The sequence below is a fragment of the Pseudomonas sp. CYM-20-01 genome (genome assembly GCF_023169845.1).
In the GTDB taxonomy this organism is placed as follows: Bacteria; Pseudomonadota; Gammaproteobacteria; order Pseudomonadales; family Pseudomonadaceae; genus Aquipseudomonas; species Aquipseudomonas azotoformans.
Map to the genome: position 1 here is coordinate 899,496 of NZ_AP025169.1, position 17,538 is coordinate 917,033.

At 64.0% G+C, this 17,538-nt stretch carries 13 protein-coding genes; 2 read left to right on the forward strand and 11 right to left on the reverse strand.

From position 1 onward, the window contains the following. Nucleotides 1-89: 89 nt before the first annotated feature. Nucleotides 90-4,646: a hypothetical protein gene (locus tag M2497_RS03865; RefSeq protein ID WP_248485899.1), complete on the forward strand. Its 4,557-nt coding sequence runs from the start codon at nt 90-92 to the stop codon at nt 4,644-4,646. Nucleotides 4,647-4,651: 5 nt separating this feature from the next. Here M2497_RS03865 and M2497_RS03870 read toward each other — a convergent pair whose 3' ends face one another. From M2497_RS03870 to M2497_RS03910, 9 genes are all read right to left on the reverse strand, one after another. Continuing rightward, a complete protein-coding gene (locus M2497_RS03870; RefSeq protein WP_248485900.1) occupies nt 4,652-5,662 on the reverse strand; it encodes an iron ABC transporter permease in 1,011 nt (336 codons plus the stop codon). Next, complete coding sequence (locus M2497_RS03875) at nt 5,659-6,606, reverse strand: ABC transporter substrate-binding protein (protein WP_248485901.1); 948 nt, start codon at nt 6,604-6,606, stop codon at nt 5,659-5,661. Before M2497_RS03875 ends, M2497_RS03870 begins: the two co-directional genes overlap by 4 nt. Further along, complete coding sequence (locus M2497_RS03880) at nt 6,603-7,391, reverse strand: ABC transporter ATP-binding protein (RefSeq protein ID WP_248485902.1); 789 nt, start codon at nt 7,389-7,391, stop codon at nt 6,603-6,605. Before M2497_RS03880 ends, M2497_RS03875 begins: the two co-directional genes overlap by 4 nt. After that, nucleotides 7,391-9,499, reverse strand: coding sequence for a TonB-dependent receptor (locus tag M2497_RS03885; protein WP_248485903.1), 2,109 nt, complete (start codon nt 9,497-9,499; stop codon nt 7,391-7,393). Before M2497_RS03885 ends, M2497_RS03880 begins: the two co-directional genes overlap by 1 nt. Nucleotides 9,500-9,649: 150 nt before the next feature. Next, entirely contained in the window at nt 9,650-11,032 is a 1,383-nt protein-coding gene (locus M2497_RS03890) for a PepSY domain-containing protein (RefSeq protein WP_248485904.1), read from the reverse strand. A 123-nt stretch (nt 11,033-11,155) separates the two neighbouring features. Then, the gene (locus M2497_RS03895) at nt 11,156-13,225 is read right to left on the reverse strand and encodes a TonB-dependent copper receptor (protein WP_248485905.1); all 2,070 of its coding nucleotides are present in this window, start codon (nt 13,223-13,225) and stop codon (nt 11,156-11,158) included. Nucleotides 13,226-13,318: 93 nt separating this feature from the next. Next, nucleotides 13,319-13,708, reverse strand: a complete 390-nt coding sequence (locus M2497_RS03900) for a DUF2946 domain-containing protein (protein ID WP_248485906.1) — start codon at nt 13,706-13,708, stop codon at nt 13,319-13,321. Between the two features lie 11 nt (nt 13,709-13,719). After that, nucleotides 13,720-14,202 (reverse strand): copper chaperone PCu(A)C, encoded by a 483-nt coding sequence (locus tag M2497_RS03905; RefSeq protein ID WP_248485907.1) that lies wholly within the window; start codon nt 14,200-14,202, stop codon nt 13,720-13,722. 47 nt (nt 14,203-14,249) lie between these two features. Continuing rightward, a complete protein-coding gene (locus M2497_RS03910) occupies nt 14,250-14,645 on the reverse strand; it encodes a DUF2946 domain-containing protein (protein WP_248485908.1) in 396 nt (131 codons plus the stop codon). A gap of 584 nt (nt 14,646-15,229) precedes the next feature. Between M2497_RS03910 and M2497_RS03915 the strand changes: the two genes are divergently transcribed. Further along, the gene (locus tag M2497_RS03915) at nt 15,230-15,478 is read left to right on the forward strand and encodes a DUF6124 family protein (protein ID WP_064053944.1); all 249 of its coding nucleotides are present in this window, start codon (nt 15,230-15,232) and stop codon (nt 15,476-15,478) included. A 119-nt stretch (nt 15,479-15,597) separates the two neighbouring features. Here the strand turns inward: M2497_RS03915 and M2497_RS03920 are convergent, their stop codons facing one another. Further along, entirely contained in the window at nt 15,598-16,317 is a 720-nt protein-coding gene (locus M2497_RS03920; protein ID WP_248485909.1) for a cobalt-precorrin-6A reductase, read from the reverse strand. Then, the gene (cbiE, locus tag M2497_RS03925) at nt 16,314-17,519 is read right to left on the reverse strand and encodes a precorrin-6y C5,15-methyltransferase (decarboxylating) subunit CbiE (protein WP_248485910.1); all 1,206 of its coding nucleotides are present in this window, start codon (nt 17,517-17,519) and stop codon (nt 16,314-16,316) included. The genes M2497_RS03920 and cbiE overlap by 4 nt, the downstream gene beginning before the upstream one ends. Between the last annotated feature and the right edge of the window lie 19 nt (nt 17,520-17,538).

Genomic DNA, 17,538 nt, shown 5'->3' on the forward strand with positions numbered 1-17,538 from the left:
TGGTGCGCGGCGCCGCTTAACTATTTAGCGCCCGGCGAATGGGGCGCGGGAGGATGGTGGGCACTTCGATTCTGCCAGGAGCTGTTCACATGGACGACCAACCCACGCGCCCGCAACGCGCTGCACTTGCACGGGGCCACGCCAAACTGAGCAGGCTGACCCCGGCGTTCATCAGCACCGACGATCTGGTGCGCTACCTTCATGAACGCATGGCCCCACGGTTGCAGCTGGAACATGCCAGCGTGCTGCTGCAACGCTTGTCCGACGGCCTGTATCTGGCCAATGAACCGATTCCCGACCGGCCCACGGTGTTCAACTGGAACCTGCTGCTGGATGTCGATCCGGTCAGCCAGGACTTTATGGACCCTGAAGGTTTTCGAATTGTCGGTGGCTGGCATGCACACACGAACATGACCGATTGGGTCAAACGAGAAAACCCCTCGTGGACGGCAGATGAAGTCACCGCGTTCCAGGGGTTTTATTCCGAGCCGGACATCATCATCATTTTCCAGGACCGCCATCAATTCAAGGTCGTCTACCTGTCCGGCCCCGATGGCACACTGCTTAAGTTCGAACCCGATGATTCCACCTCCGGCGCGGACTACGCCCGTTGGCTACGCAACCGTGGCGGCTTTGATTCGCCCCATGCCCACAGCGGCACCCTCGCGGGGTATTACCAGAAGCTGGCGTCGCTCGGGCGCTTGACCTTCCTGGCATCTATTCCCGCCTGGGGCGGTTCGGTGGGCGCGGTGCCCGCTGATTGGCAACCACGCAAACCCTTCAAGGCTCCAGCGCTGGCGTTGCCTTGCAGCCCGGTGTTCATGGACAAGCAGCAAGCGCTCTCCCATGCGTGGTCGCGCATCCAGCGCAGGCCAAACGCCAGGCAGCACGTATTGATCCTGCAGCGTGATGGGCATGAGCATTACCTGGCTGGGGAGCCAGAACGGGAGGCCTCTGTCGGCGGGCAACTGCCTTTACTGCCCGCAGGTTGCCACCTGCACGGCATCTACTTTCACTCCCGACCCTTGCCGGGCCTGTACCCCGATCAGGAAGCCTGGCTGTTCAAGCATTTCGTCAGCCCCCTGGAGTTGGCGCAGCGCATCGCGCAATTTCGCCAGTACAGCCGTGGTGTGCAGTCCACCCTCGGCGCATCACTGTATATCCGTGTGCGCGATGAAGCGATCTTGCGTTATCGCTTCTCCGGCTCAGCCGCCGAATCCCGGTTGTTCACCCAGGCCGCCGACGGCACGGTAGAGGCCGATGAGCTCCAGTCCAAACTGCACTCGGGCGTGTTGCTGACCCGCGATTTTGTCCGGCAAGTGGCCAGGGCCGGTGAGTTGACGGTGGAGAAAACCAGCGCGTTGTGGGACCGCAGCGGTGCGGTGGACGACACGTGGACGCCTTATTCGCAGGTTGTCTTGCCGGCATTGAGCGCGGCATTTCTCACCGCCGACGACGCGGCGCTCCATGCCCACCGGCGTATCGGCAGGCGCCGCGAGCAGGGGCTCGGCGGGCTGATCCTCAAGCGCGGCGATGGTCGCTTCGTGGTGACCGAGCCGCTGCCAGCCGGGCCACGCCCATTTGCCTTCGCCGGTGGGTACCCGGTGGACCGGCAGAAACAGCCGATCATTCTGCATCCCGACCACCATTTGCATGGGCGCTACGCTTCGCGCACGGCGCTGTCGCTGACCGACCCGGCCCAGGCGGTCGAGCGCAAATGGACCCGCCAGGACACCGAGCTGAATGCGCAGATGTTCCTGGCAGACGACGTTGCCGATCTGTTGGCAACCGGGCAAGTCGGCTACCTGTCGGGTACCGAGGACTGCCTGCTGGCCCTGGCCCCTTCGACCACCACTCTGGCGTGGCGCAAGCAATGGTCCAGCGAGACGGCGGGCATGCGCAGTGCAATCAACCAGCGCCTGGAAGAGGGCAAGGTCAAGCCTGCCGATGTTGTACGGACCCTGGCCGAAGCGGGAACGCTGCGTATTGTGCTCGGCAATGCGTTGTGGGGCCCAGCCGGTTTCGTCGAGGTGGACTGGGGCCCTTGGGTGCGGGCGCTGACGTTCCAGCGCCCCGCGACCGTCAGCCACGGGCCGATCTTCGAAAGCGCCGATGCGGCCGCGCGCGAACGACACCGACACGCCGCCCATTACTACGGTGACGATCATGTCAGCCGTTATTTTGCGTTCGTCCTCAAGCATCGCCAGCGCGAAGAATATGTCGCCAGCGAGTTGGTCCCGGTAACCCGCCAGTCGGCGCTGCTGTCCTTCACCCGGTTGTACGGCGGTGCACTGCCCGAGGGCTTCGACTGCCACAGCCTGTACTACAACAAACCCTGGGTCGGCAACGGCACCCGTGGCTGGCTGCAACGGTTTTTCATCGAACCGGAAGACTTGAGCGAGGCGCTGTTTCAGGCTCGCGTCAATGCGTTGTTGTCGCCCCTCGGTGCGCCGGTGTACATCGCGGTGCCGGACGGTGCGCTGCTGCGTTATCAGTCGCCGTCCACCCAAGGCCTGTTCGAAACCAACAGCATCGGGGACAGCGCGGCGACGGTGCGCGCCAAGCTCAATGTCGGCACCCTGACGCCGTTGCAGTTTGTGCGCAATGTTGCGATTTCCGGTCGCCTGGAGGTCGTCCAGGCCAGCCCCTGCTGGGACCGCGAAGGCACGGTCACGGGGCTGTGGACGCCCTACGCGCAGTTGCTGCGGCGGCGCCTGAGCCCGGCGTTTGTGTCGATGGACGATGCCGCGCGGTACGTGCGTCGTCGTGTGCCGACGAACATCGAACACCCCTACGGCGGGCTGGTCCTGCGGCGCGAAGACGGTTGGTTTTTTGCCACCGAACCTTTGCGGGTCCCCGATGACAGCTTCGACCTGAAGTGGATCTTCCCCGATGAATTGGCCAGCCGTGGCGAGCATCCGCCGCGCACGGTGCCGGTGGCCAGTTACTACGCGAGGCCGGCGCAGCAATGGCCGTTCATTCTGTCGCCCGCGCAGTCGCAGGTGTACGACTCTATGTTTTCCACCCGTGCGCTGGCGCAGGTGTTCCTGACCGAGCGGGCGCGTATGCATCACTACTGGCTGGCCGCCGATGGCACGTTGCTTCGTTTGAACACGCGTCCCGAAGAAAAAGCGCCGCTTGTGACCATCGCCGACCTGGTGACACGCCCGCGCAATCACCATGACTGGCTCAACGGCCGGGTCGAACGCATGCTGCGCGAGGGCGAGTTGACGCCCACCGCGTACGTCAACCGCATTGCCCAGACCTTCGCCTTGCACGTGGTCAGAGGCAGCGCGCTGTGGGGCAGCCCAGGCCCGGTACGCGGCTGGCAACCCTTTGCGCCTGTGCCGCCGGCCAACGGTGCCTATGTGCAGGCGTTCCACGATCCGGCGTGCAGCCCGGTGCATGTGCAGGCCGATGACGCTGTGCGCTACGCCCATGAACTCGCGGGGGCGCGTGGCGAATTGCAGTTCGGCTATGTGCTGGAATCGATCAGCAACGGGCATTTCATCGCGACCCTGCCGATCACTGACGCCGGCGCCAACCTGGCGCATCGGCGGGTATTCAGTGATGCCGGTTACCCTCATCGCTATGCCTTGGGCGGCCTGTACCTGTGTGCACCGCAGGTGTCCGAGGTGGTGCCGAGCGCGCCCGCACAGGCAGGCGACGGCGTCTATCAAGGGCTGTTTTTGCCGTCCCGGCTGATCGAGGCGATGTACCAGGTAACGACCACACAGGAACGCCCTGCGTTGCCTCTTTACCTGTCATGCGCGGACGGGGCACTGCTGCGGTTCGTGGTGCGCGACCCACGGTTTATCGGGTATGGCGATGATGTGAAGCTGCGCCTGCGGCTGCTCACCCCACGTGACTTCATCCGGCGCATGGCGGCGGCCGGCGAGCTGCGGATCCTGGTGCCCAGCGAGCATTGGCCGGGGACCGGTATCGTCGGCGCAGACTGGCAGCCGGGACGCTCTCGTGGGGTCGAACCGGCGGGCGACAACTACCGCGCATTGGGGCCGGTCCATGCGCATCAAGATGACGCGGCGGGGTTCGTCCACGCTCGCGCCGGGCGTTTCACGGGGCAACAAGCGATCAGCGCGTTGCTGGAGAGCGGCGGGGTGATGGGCAAGCATGTACCGGTGCTGGAGCTGCCGGACCATGGTTTCCCTTCGGCGACGGCAGCGCGGTTATTTGTGACGGGGCCGTGGCCCGCAGGCTTGCAGGTGCGGGCGGCGCATCTGCTGTTCCATGCCGGGCTGGATCAGCCGCAGATGGGCGTCGAGCGCTTGTATGGCGAGTACTTCGTGAGCTTTCGTGAACTGGCGTACTACATTCATTCGCTCAAACAGCAGGGCCTGGCGATCAACGGGTTTTACCTCACCGCCCGGGACGGTGCCTTGCTCGGTTATGCGCCGCGCTTCGACCAGGCCGAGTACAACCTGCTGGCAACCACCGGCAAATGGAGCGCCGAAGGCGGCTACACGAGGTTCGCGCCAGACCCCTCACACGTGTTGGCCGAACTGGCGCGCACCGGCCGGTTGCGGGTACTGCACAGTGGTGAGTTCTGGACCCTGCGCGGCGCGCTGGGCATGGACCTGAAGCTGCCCGGCAGCCCCGGCGGGCGACCGTCCAGGGACGAGCTCTGAGGCGGTCAGCGCCGGCGCATCAAACCGATGAAGAACAATCCGCCAATCGCCGCCGTGGCCACGCCGATGGGCAGGTCTTCGGGGGCGATGAGGGTGCGTGCGGCCACGTCGACCCACACCAGGAACAAGCTGCCCAGCAGCGCGCACACCGGCAGCAGGCGGCGATGCTCGGCACCGACGAGACGTCGGGCAATGTGCGGCACCATCAGCCCGACAAAGCCGATGGAGCCGCTGATGGAGACCAGCACGCCGGTCATCAATGAGGCCACCAGGAACACCTTCAGCCGCACGGTGCGGGCGTTCAGGCCGAGGGTCACGGCGGTCTGCTCGCCGGCCATCAGCGCGTTCAACGGGCGCGCCATGCCCAGCAGCACCAGCAGCCCCAGCAGTACCGTCAACGCCGGAATCGCCAGCAGCTCCCAGCGCGCCAGGCCGAGGCCGCCGAGCATCCAGAACATCACCGCCGAGGCGGCGCGATGGTCACCCATGAACAGCAGCAGATTGGCCGCCGCCATCATCACAAACGACACCGCCACACCGCACAGCAACAGGCGATCGCTTTCCAGCCGGCCGTTACGACTGGCTACGGCCAACACCACCAGCATGCTCGCCAATGCTCCGATAAACGCGGCGATGGGCAGGGTCAGCAGGCCGATGACTTCGCCCACATGCAGCACCACGATTACCGCGCCCAGGGTGGCGCCGGACGTGACGCCGAGCAGGTGCGGATCAGCCAACGGGTTGCGCGTGACCGCCTGCAACACTGCGCCGATCAACGCCAGCCCGGCGCCCACCAGTGCGCCGAGCAGCATGCGCGGCACGCGGATCAGCCACACGATATGTTCCTGCCCGGCCGGCCAATTCACTTCACCGATGCCGAGCGCCTTGTACAGCAGGATTCGCCACACCACGTCCACCGGCACCCGTGCCGGGCCGAAGCCCAGCGACAGGACGCAGGAGACCAGCAGCACCGCGCCAAGCGCGGCGAGCAGCAGCCCATAGCGACGGGTGATCATTCGCCGTGGAACCCCTTGGCCAGGGTTTCCACCGCCAGCACGTTGTCGATACCCGGCGTGGCCTGCACGTAAGGGATCACGATAAAGCGCTGGTTGCGGATCGCATCCACCGCTTGCAGCGCCGGGTTGTCGAGCAGGAATTGCTCTTTCTGTTCGGCAGTGACTTCGCTGTAGTCGACGATCACGATCACCTGCGGGTTGCGCTCCACCACGGTCTCCCAGTTGACGCGGGTCCAACTGGCCTCGATGTCATCGAGAATGTTGCGCCCGCCCGCCGCGTCGATCAGCGCCTGGGGCATGCCCAGGCGGCCGGAGGTCATGGCGCGGTCTTCACCGCTGTCGTAGAGGAACACCCGGGGCTTGTCGGCGGGCAGGTCTTTTTGTACCTCGGCGACCTGCGCCTGCATCTGCGCGATCAAGGCATTGGCGCGGTCCTGCACATCGAAGATCTTGCCCAGGTTGCGCAGGTCGTTATAGGTGTCTTCCAGAGTCGCAGCCGGGCGCTTCATCACGAAGGCACAGGATTCGGTCAGCTCATACACGTTGATGCCCAAGGGTTGCAGCGTGCTTGGTGTGAGGTCGCCGCCCACACGCATGCCGTAGTCCCAGCCGGCGAAGAAGAAATCCACGTTGGCGTTGAGCAGGGTTTCCACCGAAGGGTACTTGCTCGCCAGCTCCGGCAGGCCGTCGAGCAGCCCGGCCATTTCCGGGGTGACCGACTTCCAGCCGGTGACGCCGCTGTAACCGGCCATGCTCGGCTTGAGGCCGAGGGCGAGCATCATCTGGGTCATGTTGATGTCGTGGCTCACCGCGTGTTTCGGCGCTTCCTGGAAGGTCACGTCGCGGTTGCAGCTCTTGATGGTAACCGGGTAGTGGGTCGCTGCGGCGAGTGCCCCGGCGGTATTGAACAGCAAGGTAATGGCAAGCAGCGAACGCAGGATCATGGTTGGGTTATCCAGGTGATTCGGGGGTAGCCGGACAGCGGGTGGGTATCGATCAACGCCTCGACGCCAAACACATCGCGCAGCAGTTCGCGGGTCAGCACCTCATGGGGCGTGCCGTTGGCGACGATGCGCCCGTGGTTGATCACGTACAGGCGATCGCAGAAGGCGGCGGCCAGGTTGAGGTCGTGAATGCTCGCCAGGGTACCGATGTGCAGGCGCTTGACCAAGCGCAACAGCTCCAGTTGGTAACGCGGGTCGAGGTGATTGGTCGGCTCGTCGAGGATCAGCAATTGCGGCTGCTGGGCCAGGGCCCGGGCCAGGATCACACGTTGTTTTTCGCCGCCGGAGAGAGTGGCGAAGGCGTGGTCCTCGAAGCCTTGCATGCCGACGGATGCCAGCACCTGCTGGATCAACTGCCGGTCGTGCAGCGTGTCGCCGTCGAACAGGCCCTTGTGCGGCGTACGGCCCATGGCGACCACTTCATCGACGCGCAGGCCGAAGGCATCCGGGAACTCCTGCAACACCACGGCGATGCGTTGCGCGCACCACTTCGAACTCTGTTTCCACACGTTCTGATGGTCGAGCAACACGTCGCCCTGCGCCGGTTTGCTGAACCGGTAGGCGCAGCGCAACAGGCTGGTCTTGCCACTGCCGTTAGGCCCGATCAGGCCGACGAACTCTCCCGCACCGACCTGCAGGCTGGCGTCACGCAGCTGGAACCGGTGATGGCAGTGGTCATGCCCCGGCGGGGTCCAGGCCAGGTCGGTGAGGGTGAGTGCGGTCATCAGAAGGTGTAGTCCGCCGTGACAAAGAACGAGCGTGGTTCACCGAGGATCCACTGCTGGCCGTCGTTGTATTGGCTGACGGCATAGGTGCGGTCGAACAGGTTGTTCAACTGCAGGCCCAGGGTGGTGTTGCGCAGGGCTTTCCACGATACGGTGGCATCGACCACGGTGTAGCTGGGCAACTCGTTCTGGTTGGCCATGTCGGCATAGCGTGCATCCACATAACGCACACCGGCGCCGGCGCGGACATTGTCGGTCACCGCCTTGCTCAACCACAGGTTGGCGGTGCGGCGCGGCACGTCCACCGGGCGGTTGCCGTCGCGGGAGACTTGCACGCCGTTGACGTCCTGTTTGAAGTCGTCGTATTGCGCATGCACGATGGCCGCGTTGGCTTGCAGTTGCCAGGCGTGTGGCAGTTGCAGGTCGAGGCTGGCTTCCAGGCCACGGGAGGATTGCTGGCCGACTTGCTGCTGCAGGCTCGGGTTGCCCGGCACGTCGGTGAGCAGTTTCTTTTTGACGATGTGGTAGGCGGCCAACGTCCATTCACCGCGCTGGTCCCAGAAGGCTTGCTTGATGCCGATTTCAGTCTGCTTGGCGGTGGACAGGTCGAACTGCTGCTGGCCCTGGCTCAGGGAAATCAGGCCACCGACGCCGTCGGTGCTGGTGGCGTACTGGCCGTAGACCGAGGTGTCGGGCGTGATCGCGTAGACCAGGCCGGCCTTCCAGTTATTGCCGGTAAGGGTCTTGTCGGACTGGCTGCCGGTGCGCAGTTCTTCGCGGTCGATGTGCGCGTAGTCGCGGCGCAGGCCGGTGATCAGCGACAGTTGGTCGGTGAGTTGCAGGCGGTTTTCCGCAAAGCCGGCAACGGTTTTGGTGGTGGTGGCGAACAGCGGCTTGAACGGGTCGTTGCTGGCGAACTGGCCCGGGGCGGGGTGGTTCACGTCGATGGGTTGGCCGCTGGCAAAGGTGTCGGTAAACGGCGAGTTGCTGGCCAGGCGGAAGCGGATACGGTTGTATTCCACGCCGGTCACGGTCTGGCTGTCGAGGCCGAACAGGCTGTGCTTGAAGGTGAAGGTCTGGCGGTCGCCGACCTGTTCCTGGTTGTGCTTGATGCCGTAGTTGCCGCTGCGGGTCAGTTGGCCGCCGGTGAAGTTGTAGTTCTCGGCGTTCTGCCAGCGACGCTGGTTTTTCAGGTAATACAGCTCGTTGGTGGCGCTGACGTTGTCGTTGATCTGCCACTCGCTGGTCAGGCGCGTCCACTGGTCGTTGTAGTGCTGGGTGTCGTTGCTGACGTTGTAGTTCTTGTCGCGCAGGCCTTTGTGCAACTGGCCATTGATCAGTGGTGTGCCGAAGTAGTTCTGCGGGCGCTGGTCGCCGTAGTCGCTGGCGAAGGTGAAGCTCAGGTTGTCTGCCGCCTGCCAGCGCAGGGCACCGCTGACGAAGTCGCTGCTGGAGTCGCCACGGTCGATAAAACCGTTGCTGCGCAGGCGATTGAGGTTCAGGCGGTAGCTCAGGGTGTCGGTCAGCGAGCCGCCGCTGTCTAGGGCTTGTTGCTGGCGATCGTAGGAACCGTAGCCGAGGCGGATGTGGTTTTCGATCGCGCCGTCGAAGGGCTTTTTCGGCACGGTGTTGATCACCGCACCGGTGGCGCCTTCGCCGTACAGCACCGAGGCCGGGCCGCGCAGTACGTCGACGCGCTCCACCGACCAGGTGTCCACCGGGAAGGTCGAGGTGCCCATGCCCATGTACATGCGGTTGCCGTCATACAACTGCATCACCGAGCCCTGGCCGGTAAAACCCCGGGCCGACAACGAGGTGCCGCCGTCGCCCGGCGTGCCGGTGCGGCTGATGCCGGTGGCGCGGGAAATCGCGTCCTGCACACTGGCGTCGCCGCGTTCGCGAATCTGCGTACCGGTCTGGCTCTCGACGCTGCCGGGGGTTTGCAGGGCCGTGAGATTCAGGCGCGAGCCGGCGGTGGTCGGGGTCTTGAGGTCGACGTGATCATCGTCCACGGCAGGTGCGGTGACAGGGCTGGCGGGCAGGGTCAGGGCCTGGGCGCTGGTATGCAGGGCGAGCAGGCACAGGCCGGACGCGAGGTACTTGTTCATCGGGTGGAAAATCTTCTTGGCGGCAGTGCTCGCCGCTGGGCGCGGCGAGCTGAGGTATGCAGTAAGTGTTATAAGTTAACACTTCCTACGTCGAGGGTGAAAGCCCGCGTAAGACTACATAACGCCTCTATGTGGGGCATCTCGCCTATTTCATGTCGAACCTGAGGCAGCTTCACGTTGTGCGAACAGCCGCGACAGCACCAGGCGATCCAACACCCACACCACGATCAACGACGCACCCACCAGCGGGAAAACGATCGCCAGCCCGAGCATGATCACCATCGCGGTTTTCCACTTCGGCAGGTCATGGCGCAGCGGCGGAACACCCAGCCCGCCCACCGGCCGACGCTTCCACCAGATCACCACGCCGCTGACCGCGCTGAGCAGGATCATCAGGCAGATCAGCAGCACGATCAGCTGGTTGACCCAGCCGAACATCTTGCCCTCGTGCAGCATCACCCCGGTCTCGGTGGCGCGCGCCACTAGGTTGTAGTGCTCCCAGCGCACATCGGCGAGGACTTTGCCGGTGTACTGGTCCACATGCAAGGTGGCGTCGTTGCGTGGGTCGTTGGCGAACACCGCGATGGTGAATACACCTTCGGCGGTGGTGGGAAAGGTGATGCTGTAGCCGGGCTCGACATGGCGCGCGTTGGCCAGGTCGACCACTTGTTGCAGGCGCAACGCAGGTGCAGCCGGCGCAGCGTGCAGGGCGCCGTGGTTCATGTGCTCGGCGTGGTCGCCGGACATCGGCATCGGCGTGTTCTCCATGGCCCACGGCACGGTCTGTTGACTGGCTGTATTGAGGCTGCGCGCCTGTTGGTCGGACTGCGGCACGTTGTTCCACATCGCCGCTGGAAAGCGATTCCACAGCTCGGCGTATTGCTTGCCCCAGAAGCCGGTCCAGGTCATGCCGCTGAGCAGCATCACCAGCAACAGCGAGGCGCCCCAGAAGCCGGTGACCGCATGCAGGTCACGCCAGAGCACCCGGCCACGGGCAGTGAAGCGCGGCCACAATACGCCCGCCGATGATTTGCCACGCGGCCACCATAGGTACAGGCCCGACACCACCAGCATCACGCCCCAACCGGCGGCGAGCTCCACCAGGCGGTCGCCGACCGTGCCAATCATCAGCTCACCGTGCAGGGCGCGGGCGATGGCTTGCAGGTTGTATTTGGCATCCTGTTCGCCGAGGACCGTGCCGCGGTAGGGGTCGACAAAGACCGTCACTTCGCGCGCGTTGTTATGCATCACGAACTGCGCGCTGCTGGTGGCGTCGGCGGGGGGCAGGTATTTGCTGATCGCAGCCTTGGGATAGGCCGCCTGGGCGCGTTGCAGTTGCTCGTCGGCGCTCAGGGCGTGCTCGGCGCTTTGCACCTTGAGCAGGTCGCCGTACATCAGCGGGTCGAGCTGGGGTTTGAACAGGTAGATGATGCCGGTCAGGGCCAGCAGCACCATGAAAGGGGCGACGAAGAGGCCGGCGTAGAAGTGCCAGCGCCAGGCCAGGTTGTAGAAGGATATTTTTTGAGTGCTCATCATTGGGCTCCGCAAGGCTTTGAATTTTTTGTGTCTGGTTGGCCGTCATCGGGGGCAAGCCCCCTCCCACACTTGATTTTGTGAACACCTTCAAATGTGGGAGGGGGCTTGCCTCCGATGCTCTTAGAAGCTCATGTCGACTTTGGTCCAGAGCGTTCGCCCTGGCTCCTTGATGGCTTGCGGGTCGGTGGCCGGGTAGCCGAACCCGGCGTTGCCGGCCAGGTTCAAGTGCTCGGCGTAGGCCTTGCCGAACAGGTTGTCGACGCCGGTGCTGACCTTGAAGTGTTTGTTGATGCGGTACGCCGCGTTCAGCGAGAACACGCCAAAACCGCTGCTCTTGTCGTAGTCCTTGCCGACCACGTTGCCCTTGTTGGGGTCGATGCGGTGTTGCGCCGCCACCACACGCCACAACGCCCCGGCGCTCCAGTCGTCTTCGCTGTAGGTCAGGCCCAGGCGTGCATCCAGCGGTGGCATTTGCGGCAGCGCCTTGCCGTCGCTGCTGTTCTTGCCCCAGGCGTAGGCGAGGGTGGCGTCAGCCTTCCAGTTGCGCGTCAGCTTGTACGCCGCGCCCAATTCGCCGCCCATGATGCGCGCGTCGACGTTGCGAGCCTGGGAGGTGGTACCCATCATCCCGGGCCTGTAGTCGAACAGGATGAAGTCCTGTACCCGGCCGATGTAACCCGAGGCCCAGGCTTCCAGATCGTCGGCTTTGTACTGCGCGCCGAAGTCGAGCTGGGTGGTTTTCTCCGGCTTCACACCGTCGAAGGCATTCACCGAACCGACCGCGCCGGTGTTGGGCGAAAACAGCTCCCAGTAATCCGGGAAGCGTTCCGAATGGCCCAGGCCCGCATAGACGGTGGTGGGGCTGTCGGCCAGGTCGTGTTCATACCGCACGAAGCCCGATGGCAGGGTGTCGGCGCGGGTGTCGTCGGCGGTCGGGTTCGGGCGGGACATCATCCCCGAGCCGCTGGTTTGGCGGAAATCCTTGGCCGAGGCGCGGTCCAGGCGTGCGCCGGTGATCAGGCGGTCGCGGTCGGCGGCGTACCAGGTCAGTTCGCCGAACACGCCGTAGTTATGGAAGTTGGCGTCCTTGACCCGGGGCAAGTCCTTGTAGGTGTCGATGCCCATGCTGCTGCGCTGGCGGTGTTCGTTGGTCTGCGCGTCGAGGCCGCTGATCAGTTGCACATCGGCCCAGCGCCAGGTGGCCTTGATCCGTGCGCCGAGGGTGCGCCGGTCGACGTTGGAGGCCATTGGGCCGGCCATCATGCCGGTGCCGGACGGTGTGCGCAGGCTGTAGTTGTCCATCACGTGGTCGGCGTAGTTGTAGTAGACCTGGGCCTCGACCTTGTCCAGTACCTCGCCGATGTTGGACTTTTCAAAGCGTAGCCCGAGGCTCTCGCGCAGGAACTGCGAACCGTCCATGCCGCGCCCGGCGTAACGCGCTTCGCCATCGCCACGGCCGGCGGTGAGCTCCAGCAGGGTGTCGGCGTCGGGGGTGAAGCCGACCGCCACATCACCGTTCCATTTGTCGTAGCGCGAGGCGACGGTGTCGTTGTTGCCGTCCTTGTAGTCGTCGGCATGGGCCTGGTTGCCGATCACCCGCACGTAGCCCAGCGGCCCGCCGGCGGCGGCATCGATGACCTTGTCGAAGCGCCCGTTGGAACCGGCCAGCACACTGGCGTTGAGGCGTGTGCCCAGCTCGCCGAACTGCTCCGGCTCGCGCTCGAACAGGATGGTGCCGGCCGACGCGCCCGGGCCCCAGAGCACGGTTTGCGGGCCTTTGATCACGGTGAGCTTGTCGTAGGTCTCGGGCGAGATGTACGAGGTGGGGGCGTCCATGCGGCCGGGGCAGGCGCCGAGCATCATGCTGCCGTTGGTGAGGATGTTCAGGCGCGAGCCGAACATGCCGCGCAGCACCGGGTCGCCATTGGTGCCGCCGTTGCGCACCAGGGCGAAGCCGGGGATGGTCTTGAGGTAGTCGCCGCCGTCGCTGGCGGGCACCGGCTGGCGTGGGTCTTTGGGGTTGGTGATGACGGTCAGCGGCGAGCTGGGGGCGATCGCCGTGATCACGGTGGGCGACAGCTCATGCTCGGCGTGGTCATCGGCCTGAGCGTGAGGGGCAAGCAGCGCGCCGCACAGGGCAGCGAGCACAGGGGTATATCCCATACGGGAGTCAGCAGGAAACCTGGACATGACACATTCCATCTATCAATCGTAAACAACACGGCCAGCAGCCTGCGGCTGTCTGTCTAAAGTCGGCCGGGGTGAAGTAACGGTGTTAAGTGCTTACGAAACGATGGGCGGCGCACGGCTGCGAGCGCCGGGGAAGATGCTCTGCCGGGCATGGCCCAGGCGTGTGGCGGGGGTGAGGGCGTTGGCCGGCGGCGGGCTGCTCAGGGTGAAGGTTGAAATGCCGCCGGGCAGGGCGGGGCAGCTATAGAGCAGGTCGCAATAGCCGCACTTGGACCAGAGGGCGTGGTGTTCGTCAGGTGCCTTGGGTTGATGGGAGGCGCCGTGGTCCATCGGCATGTCCATCGACATACCGGCGTGATGATCCATCGGCATCGCTTGGGAAATCAGCGGACCGATAAAGATCATCAGCATGGCGAACAGGCTGATCCAACTGCCGCTTCTCAGGCGGGCGTGTGGAGACAACCTGGCGCGAGGGGCGCCCATCGCGTGTCAGCCTATTGGGCGTGCTTATGCTCGTGTGTCGCCATCGGTGGCACCTTTTGCACCGACACTTCCACCTCGACCTTGCCGGCCTTTTCGAAGGTGAGCGTCAGCGGGAACTGCTTGCCGTCCGCCAGCAAGCTGCGGTCCTTGAGGCCCAGCAGCATCACGTGATACGCCATCGGCGCGAAGGTCAGCTCGCCCTTGGCCGGTACGGCGACGCTGGGCACCTGCTGCATCTTCATCAGGTCGCCCTGCATCACGTGCTCGTGCAGCTCGGCCTTGTCCGCCACCGGCGTGTCGACGCTGAGCAGGCGGTCCGGGGTCTCACCGGTGTTGTGAATCACAAAGTACGCCGCGACGGTCGGCGCATTCGGCGGTAACTCCTGGGACCAGGGATCGCTGACCAGCAGGTCGCCAGCCTTGTAGTCATCGGCATTGGCAGCACTGAACACCGGCAGCAACAACGCAGCCAGAAGCAGGGAAGATTTGAGCATGGCAGTTCTCCAGAACGGTTCTAAACGCAGTTCACTTGCGAAGAAGATCAGACCGTTGGAGAGGCGCGGGGGTTGAGGCTCGGCCATTGCTGGCGCGGGGTGGGGCTTTGCAGCTGGGGTGGCGGCAAGCGCTGTGAAGTATTGAATTGGGTGAGATACAACTGCGGCACATGCCCCGGCAACGCCACCAACGGCACCGAGCCCGAGCAGCACCAGCAATGCTGCATGGTGGAATGATCGTCCTGCTGCGGCGCCGGGATCTCCAGCTTGCCCAGGGCGATGGTCTTGAGGCTCGTGCCATTGGAGGAACAGAAGCTGCCCCACAGCAATTGCTGGACCGGGTCGCTGGACTGTTGCATCGCGCTGGCCATCGGCATGGCAAAGGCGTTGAACAGCACTGCAAGGCAGGCGATCCAGGCAATTGCGAAGCGTTGACGGGCCATGGCGGACAATCCGTAGGGTTAAACGATCAGGCGGGTATTTAGCCTGATCGTAGGGGATAAGTAAAAAGGGGCGGTGTGGTTTGGTGTCGCAGTGACGGGTTTGAGGATAGACGGGTAATCGAGTGGATGCCGATCTTCAAAGCTGCACAGCTCAAATGTGGGAGGGGGCTTGCCCCCGATGACGGTGGGTCAGCCACTGATTTGTTGACTGAGCTGACGCTATCGGGGGCAAGCCCCCTCCCACATTTGGCCGGTGTTCGACAATGAATAGGGGCAAGCAGAAATATCCGACAGGCCTTTAAGGTTGTCCCTAGGACACTCAATCTCTAGTCTCCGTACACCGCTGCAAACTCAGCGGTCGGGCGTCGCGGCCCGGACTTCTCCAGACGCCGAAGCGTCATTGCCTCCTTTCAGTTGGCGTTTTTTTATCGTCTACTGTGCGGCGCTATGGCGGCTGTGCGCGGGATACCTTCGGGTATGCCGGTGTTCTGGAGAATCGGTCCGCGAACCTGCGTACAGCTGCCACCCCCATCGCGTCGCGGCGATCAGTGGCAGCTCCTCTATTACTTCTCCGGAGCTTCACAATGATCAAACCCACCCCAAATCCCCCCCACCGGCTATTCACCGTAGCCGACGGCTTCAGCACCGAAGACCTGTTGGTCAATCTCAGCGAAACCCTTGCCTCGGCGAATGCGCTGAGTTGCGATCTTGCGTTTGACCTGGAAGGCTCGAAACGAGAGGAATTGCTCGGCGTTGCGCAGTTGATTGAGCTGGCGCTGCTGCTGGCTGATCGTGTGCATGATGGTGTCGGGCAAACGAAAAACGCTGCGTGATGATGCAGTTCTAAAGGTGGGAGGGGGCTTGCCCCCGATTACGGTGTGTCAGTCTATACATGTGTGAGTGATCTACCGCTATCGGGGGCAAGCCCCCTCCCACATAGAATCGATGGTGTTTAGAGAGTGGTGATTGCCTGTAGAACCGCAGGCACAGTAGTGAATTCTCGATCCACTGCTGCCAACACCGGCCGCTTCAACACCAACACCGGCACTCCAAGCTCCCTTGCCACTTCCAGCTTCGGCTCCGTCGCGGTGCTGCCGCTGTTCTTGCTGATCAGCACATCAATGCCACGCCGTGCGAACAACGCACGCTCATCTTCGATCAAGAACGGCCCACGCGCGCCGATCACTTCACAGCGCTCGTTCCCCGGATACACATCCAACGTGCGCAGTGTCCAGAACTGCTCTGGCGGGATCTCATCAAGGTGCTGCAACGGCTCTCGCCCCAACGTGAACAACGGACGCTTGAAGGGTTTGAGCGCTTCAATCAGCGAAGCCCAATCACTGACCTCGCGCCAATCATCCCCCGCCTGCGGCTGCCACGCCGGGCGGCGCAAGGCCCAACATGGCACGCCGCTCAACTGCGCGGCCTCGGCAGCATTGCGGCTGATTTGTGCTGCATACGGATGGGTCGCGTCGAGAATCAGACTAATCCCCTCATTCCGTACAAACCGCGCCAACCCCTCAGCCCCACCATAACCGCCGACCCGCACCTGGCAGGTCAGGTCGGTGGGCACGCGCCCAACCCCGGCCAGGCTGTAGATATGTTCCGGGCCCAATGTACGAGCAATGGCCAGCGCTTCGGTCACGCCGCCCAACAGCAGGATGCGTTTCATAGCGGCTTGACCACTTCCAGCAAGGTAATCGGCAACGCTTGGCGCCATGTATCAAACTCCCCCAACGGCTGCGCCTGAGCGACATGGATGCGCGTCAGTTCGCCGCCATACTGCGCGCGCCAGTTCATCAAGGTCATTTCGCTTTGCAGGGTCACGGCGTTGGCGACCAACCGCCCGCCAGGGCGCAGGTGTTGCCAGCAGGTGTCGAGCACGCCTTCGCGGGTCACGCCGCCGCCGATGAAGATGGCGTCTGGTGCTTCCAGGCCAAGCAATGCAGCGGGGGCCTTGCCGCGAATCAGTTGCAGGCCGGGCACGCCAAGGGCGTCGCGGTTGTGTTCGATCAGGCCTTGGCGGCCTTCATCGGCTTCAATCGCCAGCGCGCGACAACTGGGATGCGTGCGCATCCATTCAATCCCAATGGAGCCGCTGCCCGCACCCACATCCCACAGCAGTTCGCCGGGCATCGGCGCAAGACGGGCAAGGGTCATGGCGCGCACATCGCGTTTGGTCAGTTGGCCGTCGTGCTTAAAGGCTGAGTCCGGCAAACCTGCACGACGCGACAGGCGAGCAGTATGGGCGTCGGCCAGGCAGTCGATGGCGACGAGGTTCAAATCGGCGACCGAGGTGTGTTCCCACGAGTGCGCCAACCCGTCGATGCGCTGCTCATCCGCGCCGCCCAAGTGTTCAAACACAGACAAACGGCTAGCACCGAACCCGGATTCGCTTAGCAGCGAAGCAATCAACGCCGGGCTGCGCCCGTCATTACTCAACACCAACAACCGCACCCCACTGGCCAGGTGCGCATTCAGCGCCGCCAACGGCCGCGCCACCACCGACAACGTCACCACGTCCTGCAACGGCCAGCCCAACCGCGCTGCCGCCAACGATACCGACGAAGGCGCCGGCAAGATCAGCAGCTCATCCGCCGCCACCTGCCGCGCCAAACTCGCCCCCACGCCATAGAACATTGGATCGCCACTCGCCAGCACACACACTGGCTCCCCGCGCCGCGCCAGCACCGGCTCCAGCGAAAACGGGCTCGGCCACACCTGGCGTTCGCCACGGATACACACCGGCAGCAGGTCCAACTGGCGCTGAGCACCTATAATCCGCGTGGCGCGCAACAGGGCATGCCGGGCGTTCCTGCCCAGCCCCTTGAAGCCGTCTTCTCCGATGCCTACAACCGTCAGCCAGGGCGACATATGAATTCCTTGAACGACA